This window comes from Sideroxyarcus emersonii, assembly GCF_021654335.1.
In the GTDB taxonomy this organism is placed as follows: domain Bacteria; phylum Pseudomonadota; class Gammaproteobacteria; order Burkholderiales; family Gallionellaceae; genus Sideroxyarcus; species Sideroxyarcus emersonii.
In genome coordinates, this window is the sequence record NZ_AP023423.1 from 1,829,444 (window position 1) to 1,847,697 (window position 18,254).

At 62.6% G+C, this 18,254-nt stretch carries 11 protein-coding genes and 1 other RNA gene; 7 read left to right on the forward strand and 5 right to left on the reverse strand.

The genetic code is table 11. From position 1 onward, the window contains the following. Position 1 precedes the first annotated feature (1 nt). Genes aroF through gyrA form a run of 5 tightly spaced genes read right to left on the reverse strand, consistent with a single transcriptional unit; the run spans position 2 to position 6,866 of the window. Complete coding sequence (aroF, locus tag L6418_RS08860; protein ID WP_237246565.1) at positions 2–1,018, reverse strand: 3-deoxy-7-phosphoheptulonate synthase; 1,017 nt, start codon at positions 1,016–1,018, stop codon at positions 2–4. Next, positions 1,015–2,136 (reverse strand): histidinol-phosphate transaminase, encoded by a 1,122-nt coding sequence (hisC, locus tag L6418_RS08865; protein WP_237246566.1) that lies wholly within the window; start codon positions 2,134–2,136, stop codon positions 1,015–1,017. The genes aroF and hisC overlap by 4 nt, the downstream gene beginning before the upstream one ends. A gap of 24 nt (positions 2,137–2,160) precedes the next feature. Beyond that, positions 2,161–3,225 carry a prephenate dehydratase gene (gene pheA, locus L6418_RS08870; RefSeq protein WP_237246567.1) on the reverse strand — a complete coding sequence of 355 codons (1,065 nt, stop codon included), beginning with the start codon at positions 3,223–3,225 and terminating at the stop codon, positions 2,161–2,163. A 5-nt stretch (positions 3,226–3,230) separates the two neighbouring features. Further along, positions 3,231–4,313, reverse strand: a complete 1,083-nt coding sequence (gene serC, locus L6418_RS08875) for a 3-phosphoserine/phosphohydroxythreonine transaminase (RefSeq protein WP_237246568.1) — start codon at positions 4,311–4,313, stop codon at positions 3,231–3,233. Further along, positions 4,314–6,866 carry a DNA gyrase subunit A gene (gene gyrA, locus L6418_RS08880; RefSeq protein WP_237246569.1) on the reverse strand — a complete coding sequence of 851 codons (2,553 nt, stop codon included), beginning with the start codon at positions 6,864–6,866 and terminating at the stop codon, positions 4,314–4,316. Positions 6,867–7,133: 267 nt separating this feature from the next. Here gyrA and ubiG point away from each other — a divergent pair, with 267 nt between their 5' ends. From ubiG to L6418_RS08915, 7 genes are all read left to right on the forward strand, one after another. Next, positions 7,134–7,829 (forward strand): bifunctional 2-polyprenyl-6-hydroxyphenol methylase/3-demethylubiquinol 3-O-methyltransferase UbiG, encoded by a 696-nt coding sequence (gene ubiG, locus L6418_RS08885; RefSeq protein ID WP_237246570.1) that lies wholly within the window; start codon positions 7,134–7,136, stop codon positions 7,827–7,829. Continuing rightward, positions 7,822–8,475, forward strand: a complete 654-nt coding sequence (locus L6418_RS08890) for an HAD-IA family hydrolase (RefSeq protein ID WP_237246571.1) — start codon at positions 7,822–7,824, stop codon at positions 8,473–8,475. The genes ubiG and L6418_RS08890 overlap by 8 nt, the downstream gene beginning before the upstream one ends. A gap of 46 nt (positions 8,476–8,521) precedes the next feature. Then, a complete protein-coding gene (locus tag L6418_RS08895; RefSeq protein ID WP_237246572.1) occupies positions 8,522–9,898 on the forward strand; it encodes a hemerythrin domain-containing protein in 1,377 nt (458 codons plus the stop codon). A 39-nt stretch (positions 9,899–9,937) separates the two neighbouring features. After that, positions 9,938–10,307: a transfer-messenger RNA gene (gene ssrA / locus L6418_RS08900) on the forward strand. A 298-nt stretch (positions 10,308–10,605) separates the two neighbouring features. Continuing rightward, positions 10,606–11,913 (forward strand): efflux RND transporter periplasmic adaptor subunit, encoded by a 1,308-nt coding sequence (locus L6418_RS08905; RefSeq protein WP_237246573.1) that lies wholly within the window; start codon positions 10,606–10,608, stop codon positions 11,911–11,913. Further along, entirely contained in the window at positions 11,910–15,152 is a 3,243-nt protein-coding gene (locus L6418_RS08910) for an MdtB/MuxB family multidrug efflux RND transporter permease subunit (protein WP_269807802.1), read from the forward strand. Before L6418_RS08905 ends, L6418_RS08910 begins: the two co-directional genes overlap by 4 nt. Then, a complete protein-coding gene (locus tag L6418_RS08915) occupies positions 15,149–18,238 on the forward strand; it encodes a multidrug efflux RND transporter permease subunit (protein WP_237246574.1) in 3,090 nt (1,029 codons plus the stop codon). Before L6418_RS08910 ends, L6418_RS08915 begins: the two co-directional genes overlap by 4 nt. The last annotated feature ends 16 nt before the right edge of the window (positions 18,239–18,254 follow it).

The window sequence follows — 18,254 nt, forward strand, 5'->3', positions numbered from 1 at the left end:
TTTACAGGGAGCGGCCGATCGCCTTCGCGATACCGCCCAGCGTACCCATCAGCTTCTTCAATTCGTCCGGGGTCAGCGCCTGGTCGGCATCGCACCACGCATCGCACGGGCTGGGATGCATCTCGACCAGCAGGCCGTCCGCGCCTGCGGCAATGGCCGCCTGCGACAGCGCCGGCACCATCCAGGCCTTGCCGCCTGCATGCGACGGGTCGACGATCACCGGCAGGTGGGTCTCTTTCTTCAGCACGGGGATCGCCGTCACATCCAGCACGTTGCGGTAGGCGGTTTCAAAGGTGCGGATGCCGCGCTCGCAGAAGATGATGTTGTGGTTGCCGCCGGCGGCGATGTATTCCGCCGCCATCAGCCATTCCGAGATGGTCGCCGACATGCCGCGCTTGAGGATGACCGGCTTGTTGATGTGGCCGACCTCCTTGAGCAGATCGAAGTTCTGCATGTTGCGGGTACCGATCTGGATCACATCCACGTCGTACTCTATGAAGGCGTCGATCTGACGCGCATCCATCAGCTCGGTGACGATGGGCAGCTTGAATTTGTCAGCCGCCTTGCGGAACATGTCGAGCCCCTCCACGCCGTGCCCCTGGAAGGCATACGGACTGGTGCGCGGCTTGAACGCGCCGCCGCGCATCAGGCGGCAACCGGCTTCTTTCACATACTTGGCCGACAGATCCATCTGATCCTGCGTTTCCACCGAGCAGGGACCGCCGATGATCTGTATCTGGTTGCCGCCAAGAGGGACGCCGGCGATGTCGATGACGGTGTTCTGCTTGTGCGACTCGCGCGACACGATCTTGTATTGCTTGGCGATATGCATCGCCGATTCCACCCCCGGCAGCGAGGTGAACATCTCGGCATCCAGCTTGCGCTCGTCGCCGATCGCGCCGATGACGGTACGCTCGACGCCGCGCGAGATATTGGCCTTGAGGCCGGCCGCTTCAATCTTTTTCACCACCGTGTCGATTTGTGCGTCGGTGATTTCACTTCCCATGACGATGATCATTTGCTCTCTCCATGTGCTTGCTGGCTGATTGCTCTTTCCAGCGCTGCTAAAAATTTTGCATTCTCACTTTCCAGACCGATGCTCACGCGCAGCCAGTCCGGCATATCGTAGTTGGCTATCGGACGCACGATCACGCCCAGTTCGAGCAAGCGTCGGTACATCGCCGTGGCGTTGCCGATACGGAACGCCACGAAGTTGCCGAACGAAGGGATGTACTCCAGCCCCAGTCTGGTCAGGCCCTCGGTAACCTGCACCATCCCGCGCTGGTTCAGTTCCAGCGTCTTCTTGACGAAGGACACGTCGCGCAATGCCGCCACCGCCGCGGCCTGCGCCACGCTGTTCACATTGAACGGCTGCCGCACGCGATTCATCATGTCCGTCACCTGCTCGTGCGCCAGCGCATATCCCACCCGCAGGCCCGCCAGGCCATAAGCCTTGGAAAAAGTGCGCGTGATGATGAGGTTGGGGAACTGCTGCATCCAGCTCACGCTGTCGTAACGTTTTTCTTCCGGCAAATATTCGTTATAAGCCTCGTCCAGCACCACCAGAATCTCCGGCGGCAGTCCGCGCATGAACGCCTGCAACTCGTCCGCCATCAGGAATGTGCCGGTCGGGTTGTTCGGGTTGGCAATGAAGACAATCTTCACCTTGTTATCCTTGGCCGCCTTCAGCATCGCGGGAAGGTCATGACCGTATCCTTCGGCTGCCGGGACGCTGATACCGGTCGCACCGACTGCTTGCGTCGCCAAGGCATACACGGCAAAGGCATGCGCCGAATAAACCACCCGGTCGCCGGGAGCAAGAAATGCGCGCGCCGCCAATTCCAGCAGGTCGTTCGAGCCGTTCCCCAGCGTGATATTGGCATGCGCCACTTCGTAGCGCTTCACCAGCGCGTCTTTCAACTCGAAACCGTTGCCATCCGGATACAACGCAATGGACTTGATCGCGTTCTGCATCGCGGCCACGGCAGCCGGGCTTGCGCCCAGCGGGTTCTCGTTCGAAGCCAGCTTGACGATACCGGTGATGCCCAGTTCGCGTTCCAGCTCGGAGATCGGCTTGCCCGGCTGGTAAGGCGCAATGGAACGTATATAGGATGGCGCTAAATCACAATAATTCATTTGATACCTTGCTTGCTGAAACTGTTAAACGGCGACCGGGTAGGAACCCAGCACCTTGACGAAAGCGGCGATCTGCTTGAGCTGAGCTAGCGCAGTGGCGACCTTGGCATCCGATTGATGCCCTTCGATATCGACGTAGAACACATATTCCCACAGCCCGGTACGCGACGGCCGCGACTCCAGCTTGGTCATGGAAACCCCATTGTTCGCGAACGGGGCGAGCAGGTCGTGCATCGCACCGGGGCGGTTCACCGCCGACATCGCCAGCGAAGTCTTGTCCCTGCCGGAAGGCGCAACCTCCTGCTTGCCGACGACCAGGAAGCGCGTGGTATTGCGCGCATCGTCCTCGATATTGCGTGCCAGCACCTTCAGCTTGAAATGCTCCGCCGCCTGCTCGCCGGCGACTGCCGCCGCAAACGACTCCTCCGCCGCCAGCCGCGCCGCATCGGCATTGCTCGATGCGGTGATGCGCTCGGCATGCGGCAGATGCGCATTCAGCCAGCCCTGGCACTGCCCGAACGACTGCGGATGCGAATAGACCTTGCGGATCAGCGAGAGATCGTTCTCGTTCGACATCACGCACTGGTGCACCTGCAACATCACCTCACCACAGATCATGAGGTTGCTGTTCAGCAGCAGGTCGAGCGTACGTCCGACCGCCCCCTCGGTGGAATTCTCGACCGGCACCAGACCGTAATTTGCCGCACCGTTCTCGACGGCAGCGAAAACGGCATCGATGGATTCCGTCGGCAGCCCGTCGGTAGCCTGGCCGAAACGCTGGAACACGGCAGCCTCGCTGAAAGTGCCGTGCGGCCCCAGATACGCCACGCGCAGCGGCGCCTCCAGCGCACGGCATTGCGACATCACTTCGGTGAACAACTGGGTCACACCCTGGCCCGACAAGGGACCGAGATTCGATTGCACCATGCGTTGCAGCACCTGCGCCTCACGCTCGGGACGCAACACCGCACCGTTGCCTTTGACGTGGCCGATCTGCTGCGCCAGCGCAGCGCGCTGATTGAACAGCCTGAGCAGCTCGTCGTCGATACGGTCGATCTGTTCGCGGAATTTTTTCAGTTCGTCGGCCATCAGACTCAGCCTTTGCTACGGGCGAATTCGCCCATGAAATCTGCCAGCGCCTGCACACCGGCCAGCGGCATGGCATTGTAAATGGAGGCGCGCATACCGCCTGCCAGCTTGTGGCCCTTGAGCTGCAACAGGCCACGCGCATCCGCCTGCTTGAGGAACTCCGCATCCAGCGCCGCATCGCGTGTCCTGAACGGCACGTTCATGCGCGAGCGGTCGGCTTTCGCCACCGGGCAGGTATAGAAACCGTCGCTGGCGTCGATCACGCCGTAAAGCAGCCTGGCCTTGGCGATATTGGTCTTTTCCATCTGCGCCACTCCGCCATTCTTCTTCAGCCACTTGAACACCAGGCCCGCCATGTAGATACCGTAGGTCGGCGGTGTGTTGTACATCGAATCGTTATCGGCGTGGGTCTTGTAGTCCAGCATGGTCGGCAGCCCCGCAGGCGCGTGCCCGATCAGGTCTTCGCGCACGATCACCAGGGTCACGCCGGCGGGCCCGATGTTCTTCTGCGCCCCCGCGTAGATGAGGCCGAATTGCGTCACGTCGCAGGGGCGCGACAGGATGTTGGATGACATGTCCGCCACCAGCGGCACCTTGCCGGTATCGGGCACCCAATTGAATTCGACGCCGCCGATGGTCTCGTTGGGCGTGTAGTGCACGTAGGCCGCTTCCTTGTCCAGTTTCCACTGCGCAAAGCCTGGGGCATAGCTGAATGACTTGTCGGCGCTGCTGGCGACCTCGTTCACGTAGCAAAGCTTCTTCGCCTCATCGATGGCCTTCTTCGACCAGATACCGGTGTTCACATAATCGGCGGAAAGCTTGCCGCGCAGCAGGTTGAGCGGAACCATCGAAAACTGCATGGTGGCGCCGCCCTGCAGGAACAGCACCTTGTAATTCTCGGGAATAGCCATCAGCTCGCGCAGGTCGGCATGGGCCTCGGCAGCGATCCCCATGAATTCCTTGCCCCGGTGCGACATCTCCATCACCGACATGCCGGTGCCGCGCCAATCGAGTAGTTCCTCGCGCGCCTGCTCCAGCACCTCATGCGGCAATACGGCAGGGCCAGCTGCAAAATTGAATATCGTCATTTATTCGCCGCCCTCTTCCTCTTCCGTTTCGGCGATGCGGCTCAAGCCGGCCAACTTCTCGCCATCCTCCAGATTCATCAGCGTCACGCCCTGGGTGGCGCGGCTCATCTCGCGGATCTCGTTGATGCGGGTGCGGATCAGCACGCCATTGGTGCCGATCAGCATGATCTCGTCTTCCGGCCTGACCAGCGTCGCGGCCACCACCTTGCCGTTGCGCTCGGAGGTCTGGATCGCGATCATGCCCTGCGTGCCGCGCCCGTGGCGCGTGTATTCGGTGATCGGCGTGCGCTTGCCGTAACCGTTCTCGGTCGCGGTCAGCACCGACTGCTCTTCGTTCTCGGCCACCAGCAGGGCGATGACCTTGCCGCCCTTGGCCAGGTTCATGCCGCGCACGCCGCGTGCGTTGCGGCCCATGCCGCGCACGTCATCCTCGTCGAAGCGCACCGCCCTGCCCTCGTCCGAGAACAGCATCACGTCGTGCTTGCCGTCGGTGATCGCCACGCCGATGAGGAAGTCGCCCTCGTCCAGGCTGATGGCAATGATGCCGGCCTTGCGCGGGTTGGCGAAATCGGACAGCGGGGTCTTCTTCACCGTGCCCTCGCTGGTCGCGAAGAATATGAACTTATCCTCGGCGAACTCCTTCACCGGCAGGATGGCGTTGATCTTCTCGTTCGGCTCCAGCGGCAACAGGTTCACGATCGGCTTGCCGCGGCTGATGCGCGTGCCCTGCGGCACTTCGTAGACCTTGAGCCAGTAAACGCGGCCGCGGTTGGAGAAACACAGGATGTAGTCGTGGGTATTGGCGATGAACAGGTTGTCGATGAAATCGTCTTCCTTGGTCGCCGTGGCCTGCTTGCCGCGGCCGCCGCGTTTCTGCGCGCGGTACTCATCCAGCTTCTGCGCCTTCATATAACCGCCGTGCGACATGGTGACCACCACGTCTTCCGGCGCGATGAGATCTTCCATGCTCATGTCTTGCGTATGCGTGATGATCTCGCTGCGGCGCTTGTCGCCGAACTGCGAGCGGATGGTGACCAGCTCGTCGCCGATGATCTGCGTCACCCGGGCCGGCTTGGCCAGGATATCGAGCAGGTCGGTGATCTTGTCCATCACCTCGCGGTACTCGCCGACGATCTTGTCCTGCTCCAGCCCGGTCAGGCGCTGCAAACGCAGTTCGAGGATGGCCTGAGCCTGCGCATCGGAGAGGAAATAGCCGGTGCCTTTCACCAGCCCGAACTCCGGTGCCAGGCCTTCCGGACGCGAGGCATCGCTGACGCGCGACAGCATGTCCTCGACCAGCGACGAGCGCCAGCCGCGCGCCATCAGTTCGCGTTTCGCATCGGGCGGCGTCGGGGCTGCCTTGATCAGCGCGATGATCTCGTCCACGTTGGACAGCGCGACCGCCAGGCCTTCCAGGATATGGCCGCGTTCGCGCGCTTTGCGCAGTTCGAATATGGTGCGGCGCGTGACGACTTCGCGGCGGTGGCGCAGGAACGCCTCGATGACCTGCTTGAGATTCAGCAGCTTGGGCTGGCCGTCGACGATGGCGACCATGTTGATGCCGAAGCTGTCCTGCATCTGGGTGTCTTTGTACAGCTGGTTCAGGATCACGTCGGCGTTCTCGCCGCGCTTCAGCTCGATCACCGCGCGCATGCCGGACTTGTCCGATTCGTCGCGGATCTCGGAGATCCCCTCGATGCGCTTCTCGCGCACCATCTCGCCGATCTTCATCAGCAGATTGGCCTTGTTCACCTGGTAGGGCAGTTCGTCGATGATGATGGCCTGGCGGTCGCCTTTGCCGATGTCTTCGAAGTGGGTGCGGGCACGCATCACCACGCGGCCGCGGCCCGTACGATAACCTTCCTTCACCCCGGCCAGGCCATAGATGTAACCGGCGGTCGGGAAATCCGGGGCGGGCACGAGCTCGATCAATTGCTCGATATCCATCTCCGGATTCTTCAACAGCGCCAGGCAGGCATCCACCACCTCGGTCATGTTGTGCGGCGGGATGTTGGTCGCCATGCCCACGGCGATGCCGGATGAACCGTTCACCAGCAGGTTGGGGAAGCGCGCCGGGAACACCAGCGGCTCATGCTCGGAACCGTCGTAGTTGGGGCCGAAATCGACCGTTTCCTTGTCCAGATCGGCCAGCAGTTCATGCGCGATCTTCGCCATGCGGATCTCGGTATAACGCATCGCCGCTGCGTTGTCGCCGTCCACCGAGCCGAAGTTGCCCTGACCGTCCACCAGCGTGTAGCGCAGCGAGAAATCCTGCGCCATGCGCACGATGGTGTCGTACACCGCGGTGTCGCCGTGCGGGTGGTATTTACCGATGACGTCGCCGACGATACGCGCCGATTTCTTGTAGGCGCGATTCCAGTCGTTGGACAGCTCATGCATGGCGAACAGCACGCGCCGGTGCACCGGCTTCAGGCCGTCGCGGACATCCGGCAACGCACGGCCGACGATCACACTCATCGCGTAGTCCAGATAGGACTTGCGCATCTCTTCTTCAAGGCTGACTGGCAGGGTTTCTTTGGCGAATAGTTCCATGAGCGACCTATAAATTGACCCCCGATTAAAGAAGACGACGGGGCAACAAAACGAAGTCCGCATTCTAGCACAGAGCCTTGACACGGTACTGCGGGGCCGACAGTGCGGGAGAGTCTGCACGCGGCCGCTCCCGCAATCCGCTGCTTACGCAGTAACATCTCGCTCCGCCCCCCTTTACCAGCCGGCTATTCGCCGGCCGCCTTGTTTGTTTGGCCATAGGTCGGGAGATTTGTTAAAGTCACTTACTCGCAAACAGAGGCTCTAACCATGTCCAACGCCGACCCCATCGAACTGGAAAAATTCTCCCAACTTGCCCACAAATGGTGGGATCCGAACAGCGAATTCAAGCCCTTGCACGAGATCAACCCCTTGCGCCTGGGCTACATCGACCGCCTCGCCTCGATCTCCGGCAAGGCCGTGCTCGACGTCGGGTGCGGCGGCGGCATCCTGTCGGAGAGCATGGCCGGGCTGGGTGCCAGGGTGACCGGCATCGACCTGGCCGACAAATCGCTGCAAGTTGCCAAACTGCATCTGCTGGAAAGCGGGAAACAGGTGGAATATCGCAAGGTGGCGGTGGAAGAGCTGGCGGCAGAACGCCCAGGCCAGTTCGACGCGGTGACCTGCATGGAAATGCTGGAGCATGTGCCCGATCCTGCGGGCGTGGTCGCCGCCTGTGCCAAACTGGTCAGACCGGGCGGGCAGGTGTTCTTCTCCACCCTCAACCGCAACCCAAAGTCATATCTGTTCGCCATACTGGGGGCGGAATACATCCTCAACCTGCTGCCGCGCGGCACGCACGATTTCGCCAAGTTCATCAAACCTTCCGAACTGGCACAGTGGTGTCGCAATGCCGGCCTGAACGTTTTCGACGTGACCGGCATGAGCTACAACCCGATGAACAAGACCTACTCGCTCGGGCACGACACCAGCGTCAATTACATGATCGCCTGCCGACGTGATTGAAGCGGTTCTTTTCGACCTGGACGGCACCTTCGCCGACACCGCCCCCGATCTGGGCGCGGCGGCCAACCACGTGCGGGCGCAACATGGCCTGGCGCCGCTGCCGGTCGAGACCATCCGCCCGCAGGCTTCGCACGGTTCGCGCGGCCTGCTCAAGCTGGCGATGGACGTGGAACCAGAGGCGCCGGGCTATGACGCGATGCGCGATGCCTTCCTGCAGCACTACGAGGAGCACATCTGCGACCACACCGTACTGTTCCCGGGCATGGCAGCACTGGTCGCCGAACTGGAGCGGCACGACCTGCCATGGGGCATCGTCACCAACAAGCCGCATCGCTACACCGTACCGCTGATGGAGAAGCTCGGTTATGCCAAGCGCGCCGCCTGCCTGGTCAGCGGCGACACCTGCGCGCGCGCCAAGCCGCACCCGATGCCGCTGCTGCATGCCGCCGGGCTGATCGGTGTCGCACCCGAGCACTGCCTCTACCTGGGCGACGACCTGCGCGATATGGAAGCGGCGCAGGCTGCCGATATGACCGGCATCATCGCCGCATACGGATATATCGACCCGGCGGCTGATCTTTCCGCCTGGCCGGCCGCGGGCAGCGTGCCGGCCCCCTTTGCCTTGCTGCGTTACATCCAGACATGAACAGCGGTATGATGCCCGCCATAACGAGAATGTTGGACGGGAGAGCATGAACGAAGGGCGCAGCGGGGAAGACATCCCAATCAATCCGACACAGGACAGCATCCAGGAGATCCTGCACAAGGTCATCATCGCCCACCAACAAGCGCTGGCTCTTCTGCAACAGACCGAGACGGCCTACGGACGTCTGGTTCCGCACCAATTGCTCAACCTGCTGGAAGCCAAGAGCATCGTCGACGTCAAGCTCGGCGATCAGGTCGAACGCAAGATGACCATCATGTTCTCCGACATCCGCGATTTCACCCCGCTGTCCGAATCCATGACGCCGGCCGAGAACTTCGAGTTCATCAACTCCTATCTCAGCCAGATGGAACCCGTCATCAGCCGGCATCGCGGCATCATCGACAAATACATCGGCGACGCCATCATGGCGCTGTTCGAGCACGGCGCTGACGATGCCGTTGGCGGCGCCATCGCCATGCTCGAACGCCTGGGCTACTACAATGCCGGACGCGAACGCGCAGGCTACACCCCGATTCACATCGGCATCGGCCTGAACACCGGCGTGGTGATGATCGGCACGGTAGGCGGCATCAACCGCATGGACAGCACGGTGATCGGCGATGCGGTCAACCTCACCGCTCGCCTGGAAGAGGCCACCAAGACCTATCACTCCCCCCTCATCATCAGCCAGAACACCCTGTACGACCTGGCCGACCCGAAAAAATACGACATCCGCTTTCTGGATCGCATCCGCGTGAAAGGGAAATCCCAGCCGCTCTCGATCTACGAGGTTTTCAACAGCGACCCGGAAGAATTGCGGCAAAGCAAACGCGACGCCCTGCCGGTGTTTGAAAAGGCCGTCGCCTATTACCACCTGCAAGACATCGCCAAGGCTATTCCGCTGTTCAAGCAATGCATCGACATTTCTCCCGACGACTTCCCCGCCCTCATCTACCTGGAACGCTGCTATGAATACCAGGCCACCGGGCAGCACTTTGGCACGGGCGAACTGCAAAGCGGGCTGGTCTGGAAAGAAGAGCAGCGCACCGGCGTGCCGGAAGTCGACGAGGCACACCGCCTGCTGATGGAACGAATCAACACGCTTACGGTACGGATCGATCAGGATAATTGCGACGGTTTCGGCGAGATATTCACCTTCCTTGCCCAGCATGCCCAACATCTCTTTCCGCTCGAAGAAAAGCTGATGCACGAGCACAACTACCCGTTCGCAGATGGCCACATCCAGGAGCATAAGCGGTTCATCGAAAACTTCACCGAGCTGGAACAGAAAGCCCGCAAGAACACGGAAGACTGCCGCTATCTGGCCTTCCGCACCGAACTGTTGCTGCTCGACTGGTTCGCCTCCCACGCCACCAAGGCCGACCGCCACTTCGCCCGCCACCTGCTCAACAAGCCGAAGTAAAACTGCTACAATGCAGCCCTGTTAGCAGCAAACCGAACCGGGGGCGACCTGGCTTCGACGTGGGTTGCAAAGCAGCGCAGGGCATACCGAGGACCCGCCACCTCGTAAATCAGCTGGAAAACCAATAGTCGCAAACGACGAAAAGTACGCTCTAGCCGCTTAACCGGTTAGACCTCACACCCCGCTGTCCGTGGAGGGGCTCAAGGCCGCAAGGCTGCGATGAGTGAGGTCATTTACACGGAATCGTGTCGTGCAGGGTTACTTTGTACGAAGCTAAAATTAAGGTGACTCGTCCTGTAGCAGCCTGTCGGTTGGCGTCTGCAGGATAAAATCAAATAACCAGACTAAGTATGTAGAACTGCCTGTAGAGGGCTCGCGGACGGGGGTTCAATTCCCCCCGCCTCCACCAACAGCATAAAAAGCCCGGCTTTACCCGCCGGGCTTTTTACCATCCAACAGATGCTGTTTGTTTATTCAACTTATCAACCACGACCTTCCGCACGAGAAACTTGAATCGGTCGGCGACGATCCTTGCGCCAGCCAGGTCAGCCAAATCCCCCTGATACAATTCCGATACAATTTTCGCCCACGACCTGGCGCCCAAGTGCCGATAATAACGGGCAATCGTTAGCGGCTGCCGTATCGGTCGCATATAATCGATCGACATCGTGTTCGGCCACCCCTGCGTTCATACATCGAATATATTTATGCCATCCACATCCCGATCTCCCGAATTCCGCAAAAAACTGCACAGCCTGACCAGGACTGCTCGGGGTTACGGGATCCTTGGGGTAGTCAGCATCTCGCTGGCGCTGAGCACTTCGATCTACACCTTCGCCAAGGATGGCGAGAGCCCCCCGGGCGCAACCCCGCCCCCCATTCCGGTCACGGCGACGACAGCGCAGCAGCAAGCCATGCCGGTATGGATAGACGTGCAGGGCACGGTGATACCGCTCAACTATGTCAACGTCATGCCGCGCGTGGCGGGATTGCTGCAAAGCGTGAATTTCCGCGAAGGGCAGGCGGTCAAGGCAGGACAGGTTCTGGCCACCATCGATCCGCAGCCGTTCCGCATCCAGGTTGAACAGGCTCAGGCCCAGCTGATGCGCGACCAGGCCCAGCTTGCGGGCGCGCAGGCCGACCTAGAACGCTACGAGACCTTGCTGGCGCAAGATTCCATCGCAGTGCAACAAGTCGTGGATCAGCGCGCCACTGTGGCGCAGCTGAAAGGCACTGTCGCCGCCGACAAGGCGGCCGTCGACAATGCGCAGTTGCAGCTCGACTGGACGCGCATCACGTCGCCCGGCTCGGGCATCGCCGGCCTGCGCCAGGTCGATGTGGGCAACATGGTCGGGACCAGCGGAGCCATCGGCGGCGGTGCCAGCGTGCTGACCGGCACTGCATCCGCCTCGACCCCCATCGTCACCATCGCCCAGGTGCAGCCGATCACCGCGACCTTTGCCATCGCGCAGAACCAGTTGCCCGCAGTGCTCAGCCGCATGCGCAGCACCACCCTGCCGGTACAGGCCTGGGACCAGCGTCGCACCACCCTGCTCGACACCGGCAAGGTCATTGCAGTGGACAACCTGATCAATGCCGCCACCGGCACCGTGATGATCAAGGCCCAATTCGCCAATGCGCACATGTCGCTTTTCCCCAACCAGTTCGTGAATGTGCGCCTGCTGGTCGACACGCTGGAGCAGGCCATCGTGGTGCCGTCGGCAGCCATTGCCTCGGGTGCTTCCGGCAGTTATGTGTATGTAATCGACAGCAGCGACAAGGTGTCGGTGCGCCCGGTCACCACAGGCGCCAGCAACCAGGATTACACCGCCATCTCCGCCGGGCTCCAGCCGGGTGAACGTGTCGTCACCGACGGGCTGGACCGCCTGAGAAGCGGCAGCAAGGTCCAGGTCGTGGCCCAGTATTCCAGCACGGCAGCCGCAGCAGGCGGTTCGGGCAAACCGATGAAAAACGAAAAAGCAGGAGCCGAACAGCATCGGGGATCGGGTTCATGAGTGGCGAAAACACGCCGAATGAACCGGGCGGCTCGGGAGCCCCCCGCTCCGCCGACAGCCGGCCGGAATCGCGCGGCAACGCATTGACGGAATCCGCAACTGATTTTGCCGAAGACGCGGCGCCCGTCGACGCCAGTCCGTCGCGCATCTTCATCCTGCGCCCCATCGCCACCACCCTGCTGATGGTGGCCGTATTGCTGGCCGGCTTCGTCGGCTACCGCCTGCTGCCGCAATCGGCATTGCCCGAAGTGGACTATCCGACCATCCAGGTCACCACGCTCTATCCCGGCGCCAGCCCGGACGTCATCACCTCCTCCATCACCTCGCCGCTGGAGCGGCAATTCGGACAGATGCCGGGACTGTCGCAGATGTGGTCCAGCAGTTCGGGCGGCGCATCGGTCATCACGCTGCGCTTCGACCTCAGCCTGGCGCTCGATGTAGCCGAACAGGAAGTGCAGGCGGCGATCAATGCGGCGACCACCTTCCTGCCGACCGACCTGCCCACGCCGCCCATCTATGCCAAGGTCAATCCGGCCGATGCGCCGGTGATCACGCTGGGCCTGACTTCGGACACGCTGCCGCTGATCCAGCTGCAGGACATCGCCGATACCCGGCTGGTGCAGAAACTCTCGCAGGTGCCGGGTGTGGGACTGGTGACGCTGAGCGGCGGCCAGCGTCCGGCCGTGCAGGTGCAGGTCAACGGCCGCATGCTGGCCGCGCAAAGCCTGAGCCTGGCCAGCGTGCAGGCGGCCATCGTCGCCGCCAACGTCAACACGCCCAAAGGCAGCTTCGACGGGCCGGACCGCGCGCTGACCATCAATGCCAACGACCAGCTGCAATCAGCGCAGGACTACCGCAACCTCATCATCTCCTACAACAAGGGAGCGCCGGTGCGCCTGGGCGATGTGGCGACCGTGGTGCAGGGACCGGAAAACGCGCTGCTGGCCGCCTGGGTCAACCGGAAGCCGGGCATCGTCATCAACGTGCAGCGCCAGCCGGGCGCCAACGTGATCGCGGTGGTCGACCACATCCAGCAGATCCTGCCGCAACTGCGGCAGAGCCTGCCCGGTGCCACCGACCTGACGGTGCTCTCCGACCGCACCGTGACCATACGCGCGGCGATCACCGACGTGAAGTTCGAGCTGATGCTGTCGGTCGCGCTGGTGGTGATGGTGATCTTCCTGTTCCTGCGCAACGCACGTGCCACCTTCATCCCGGCCATGGCAGTGCCGCTCTCGCTGATCGGCACCTTCGGCGTGATGTACCTGTTCGGCTTCTCCATCAACAACCTCACGTTGATGGCACTGACCATCGCCACCGGCTTCGTGGTCGACGATGCGATCGTGATGATCGAGAACATCGCCCGCTACATCGAGCAAGGCGAACCGCCGATGCAGGCCGCCCTCAAGGGGGCAAAGCAGATCGGCTTCACCATCATCTCGCTGACTTTCTCGCTGATCGCTGTGCTGATCCCCCTGCTGTTCATGGGCGACGTGGTTGGGCGCCTGTTCCGCGAATTCGCCATCACGCTGGCGGTGGCGATCCTGATCTCCGCTGCGGTGTCGCTGACCTTCACCCCCATGCTCAGCGCGCGCTTGCTGAGCCACGTGCCGGAAGAACGGCAGGGCGGGCTGCTGCGCTGGAGCCAGCATCTGTTCGACCAGCTGATTGCCGCCTACGGCAATGCACTGCGCCGGGTATTGGGGCATCAGCGGCTGACGCTCTGGATCGCGTTCGGCACGCTGGTATTGACCGTACTGATGTATATCGCGATCCCCAAGGGTTTCTTTCCGGTGGAAGACACCGGCCTGATACGCGGCATCACCGTCGCGTCGCAAAGCATCTCGTTCCAGGAAATGAACCGCCGCCAGCAGGCGCTGGTCGACGCGCTGCTGGCCGATCCCGCCGTGCAGAGCGTCTCGTCGTTCATCGGCGTGGACGGCAGCAACGCCACCCTGAACAGCGGCCGCATGCTGATCAACCTGAAGCCGCTGGAACAGCGCGAGAATCGCGTCGCGGGCATCATCGCCGGCCTGCAGCAAAGGGCCGCCCAGGTTGCCGGCATCGAGACCTTCCTGCAGCCGGTGCAGGACCTGACCATAGACGATCTCGTCAGCCGCAGCCCCTATCAGTTCAGCATCACCGCAACCAGCATGGAAGACCTGTCGACCTGGACGCATGCGATGCTCGACAAGCTGCGCGGCATGCCGCAATTCACCGGCGTGACCAGCAGCTTGCAGAACGAAGGGCTGCAGGCCTTCCTGGACATCGACCGCGACACCGCCTCGCGCCTGGGCATCAGCGTGGCCGCCATCGACGGCGCGCTGTATAGCGCCTTCGGCCAGCGCCTGATCTCCATCATCTTCACCCAGTCGACGCAATACCGCGTGGTCCTGCAACTCGATACGCAGGACAGGCAGGGGCTGGACGGTTTCAACAGCATCTATCTGCTGTCGAGCAGCGGGCAGCCGGTGCCGCTTTCGCAGGTGGCGCGCATCGAACAGAGAAACGGGCCGCTGGAGATCGGCCACCTCGGCCAGTTCCCGGCCGCCATGATCTCTTTCGGCCTGGCGCACGGCGTCTCGATCGGGGCCGCCGTGCAGGCGGTACGCGAAGCGCAGCAGGAATTGAACCTGCCCGCCTCGGTGCCGCTGAAGATGCAAGGTGCGGCGGCAGCCTTCGAGGCGGCACTCTCCAACCAGCTATGGCTGCTGCTGGCGGCGGTAGCCACCATGTATATCGTGCTTGGCGTGCTGTACGAGAGTTTCGTGCATCCGGTCACCATCCTGTCCACCCTGCCGTCGGCCGGCATCGGCGCCCTGCTGGCGCTGATGCTGTCGGGCAACAGCCTGACGGTGATCGCGATCATCGGCATCATCCTGCTGATCGGCATCGTGCAGAAGAACGCCATCATGATGGTCGACTTCGCGCTGGATGCGCAGCGCCAGCAGGGCCTGCCGCCCGCCGAGGCCATCCTGCAGGCGGCGCAGCTGCGGTTGCGGCCGATCCTGATGACCACGTTCGCCGCGCTGTTCGGCGCGATACCGCTGATCGTCGGCGGCGGCATGGGTGCCGAACTGCGCCAGCCTCTCGGCATCACGCTGGTCGGCGGACTGCTGCTGTCGCAGTTGCTCACGCTGTTCACCGTCCCGGTCATCTACCTCGCGTTCGACCGCCTCGCCGCCCGCTGGAAAGCCCGCTTCGGCAGCGCGGCACCTGCGCAAGGAAGCGGAGGATGAGTTTCTCCGCCCTGTTCATCCGCCGCCCGGTGGGGACGACGCTGCTGGCGGTGGCCGTGGTGTTGCTCGGTGCCATTGCCTTCAAGCTGCTGCCGGTGTCACCGCTGCCGCAGGTGGATTTTCCCACCATCAACGTGAATGCCAACCTGCCCGGCGCCAGCCCCGACGTGATGGCGGCGACCGTGGCGACACCGCTGGAGCGCGCGCTGGGACGCATCGCCGGTATCACTGAAATGACCTCGTCCAGTTCGCTGGGCTCGACCAACATCACCATCCAGTTCGACCTGTCGAAGAACATCAACGATGCGGCACGCGAAGTGCAGGCCGCCATCAATACGGCGCAGCCCATGCTGCCCACCGGCATGACCGGCAATCCGACCTACCGCAAGGTCAATCCGGCCGATGCGCCCATCATGATCCTGTCGCTGACCTCGAAGAGCCTGTCGCGCAGCCAGCTGTACGATGCCGCCTCGACCATCCTGGCGCAGAAGATCTCGCAGCTGCCGGGCATCGGACAGGTGACCGTGGGCGGCGGCGCGCTGCCGTCGGTGCGGGTCGATCTGGATGTGGACCAGCTCAACAACATGGGACTGAGCCTGGAGCAGGTGCGGCAGGCCATCGCCACCGCCAACATCAATGCCCCCAAGGGGGCGGTCGAGGACGCGCTGAATCGCTGGCAGATCCAGGCCAACGACCAGCTCACGCTTCCCGAACAATACGATCGGGTGATCGTGGCCTATCGCAGCGGCATCCCGGTGCGGCTCGACCAGGTCGCGCATGTCGGCATCGATAGCCAGAATGTGCGCAACATGGGGATGGCCAACGGCGAACCTTCGATCCAGCTGATCATCTCGCGCCAGCCGGGCGCCAACATCATCGATGCGGTCGAGTCGATCAAGGCGGCGCTGCCGGAATTCGAGGCCTCGATGCCGCCGGCGGTGGACGTGCACCTGATGTCGGACCGCACCGTCACCATCCGCGCCTCGCTGAAGGATTCCGAACACACGCTGATCCTGTCGGTGCTGCTGGTCGCGCTGGTGGTCTTTGTGTTCCTGCGCGACTGGCGCGCCACGCTCATCCCGGCCATCGCCGTACCCATTTCGCTGGTCGGCACCTTCGCCGCCATGTACCTGCTGGATTACAGCCTGGACAACCTGTCGCTGATGGCGCTGATCGTCGCCACCGGTTTCGTGGTCGACGATGCCGTGGTGGTGCTGGAGAACATCATGCGCCACGTCGAGGAAGGCGTTCCGCCGATGCAGGCAGCGCTGCGCGGGGCGCGCGAAGTCGGCTTCACGGTGGTATCGATGACGCTGTCGCTGGCCGCAGTGTTCCTGCCCGTGCTGCTGATGGGCGGCATCATCGGCCGCCTGTTCCGCGAATTCGCCGCCACGCTGTCCATCGCCATCTTCATCTCGCTGGCGGTCTCGCTCACGCTGACCCCGATGCTGGCCTCGCGCCTGCTCAAGCCGCGCAAGGACCGCCAGCCTGGCCGCATCGCGGCATGGGGAGAGCGCGGCTATGCGAAATTGCTGCACGGCTACGACCGCAGCCTGACCTGGGCGCTCAGGCATCACCGGCTGATGCTGGTGGTGTTCTTCAGCACCATCGCGCTGAATGTCTATCTGTACAAGATCGTGCCCAAGGGCTTCTTCCCCACCCAGGATACGGGCGTCATGATCGGCACCATCCAGGCCGACCAGGCGATCTCGTTCCAGGCCATGTCGCAGAAGCTGCAGGCCATCGTCGATATCATCAGGAAGGATCCGGCGATCCAGAATGTCGTGGCATTCACCGGCGGCGGCAGCGCCAACGGCGGCTTCATCTTCATCAGCCTGGTGCCCTACACGGAGCGTCCGGATGCGACCGGGGTCATCGCCAGGCTGCGGCGCAAGTTGAGCGGCATCTCCGGCGCCCAGGTGTTCATGTCGCCGGTGCAGGACATCCGTGCGGGCGGCCGTCCTTCGCCTGCGCTGTACCAATACACGCTGCAGAGCGGCAACCTGAACGAGTTGCGCGAGTGGGAACCGCGCGTGCTGGCCGCCTTCAATCGCATCCCCATCCTGACCGAGGTGAACACCGACCAGCAGAGCAAGGGATTGCAGATCGAGCTGGTCGTCAACCGGGAAGCAGCGGCCCGGTACGGGATCTCGGTGAACACCATCGACCAGACGCTGAACGATGCTTTCGGCCAGCGCCTGGTGTCGACCATCTACGCACCGCTGAATCAGTACCGCGTGGTGATGGAGGCGGACGCCAAATACCAGCAGCGCCCGGACGCGCTTGAGGACATCTACCTGATCTCCGCCGGCGGCCAGCGCGTGCCGCTGTCGGCACTGGCGCATTACGAGCAGGACACCACGCCCTTGCAGGTCAACCACCAGGGCCTGTTCGCCGCCTCGACGATCTCGTTCAACCTCGCCCAGGGAGCGTCGCTCGGACAGGCACAGCAGGCGATCGCGGTGGAGATGGCCAGGATCGGCCTGCCCGGCACCGTGCAGGGCGGTTTCCAGGGCACGGCCAAACTGTTCCAGGACACGCTCAGCAACCAGCCCCTGTTCATCCTCACCGCCATCCTGGTGATCTACATCGTGCTGGGCATGCTGTACGAAAGCACCATCCATCCGCTGACCATCCTGTCGACGCTGCCCTCGGCCGGGATCGGCGCAGTCATGGCACTGATGCTGTTCCATACCGACTTTTCCATCATCGCGCTGATCGGCGTGTTCCTGCTGATCGGCATCGTCAAGAAGAACGCCATCCTGATGGTGGATTTTGCGCTGCAGATAGAGCGGGAAACCGGGGCGAGCCCGCGCGACGCCATCCACGAAGCCTGCCTGCTGCGCCTGCGCCCGATCCTGATGACCACGCTTGCGGCACTCTTCACCGCATTGCCGCTGGCCCTGATCAGCGGCAATGGCGCCGAGCTGCGGCAGCCGCTGGGCATCTCGATCGCCGGCGGACTGATCGTCAGCCAGCTGATCACGCTGTACACTACCCCGGTGATCTACCTGCAGCTCGACAAGTTCCGCCACTGGAGCCGCCGCCGCTGGGCGCGCCGCAACCACGCTGCAGCACAACACTAATCAGCACAGGAATCCA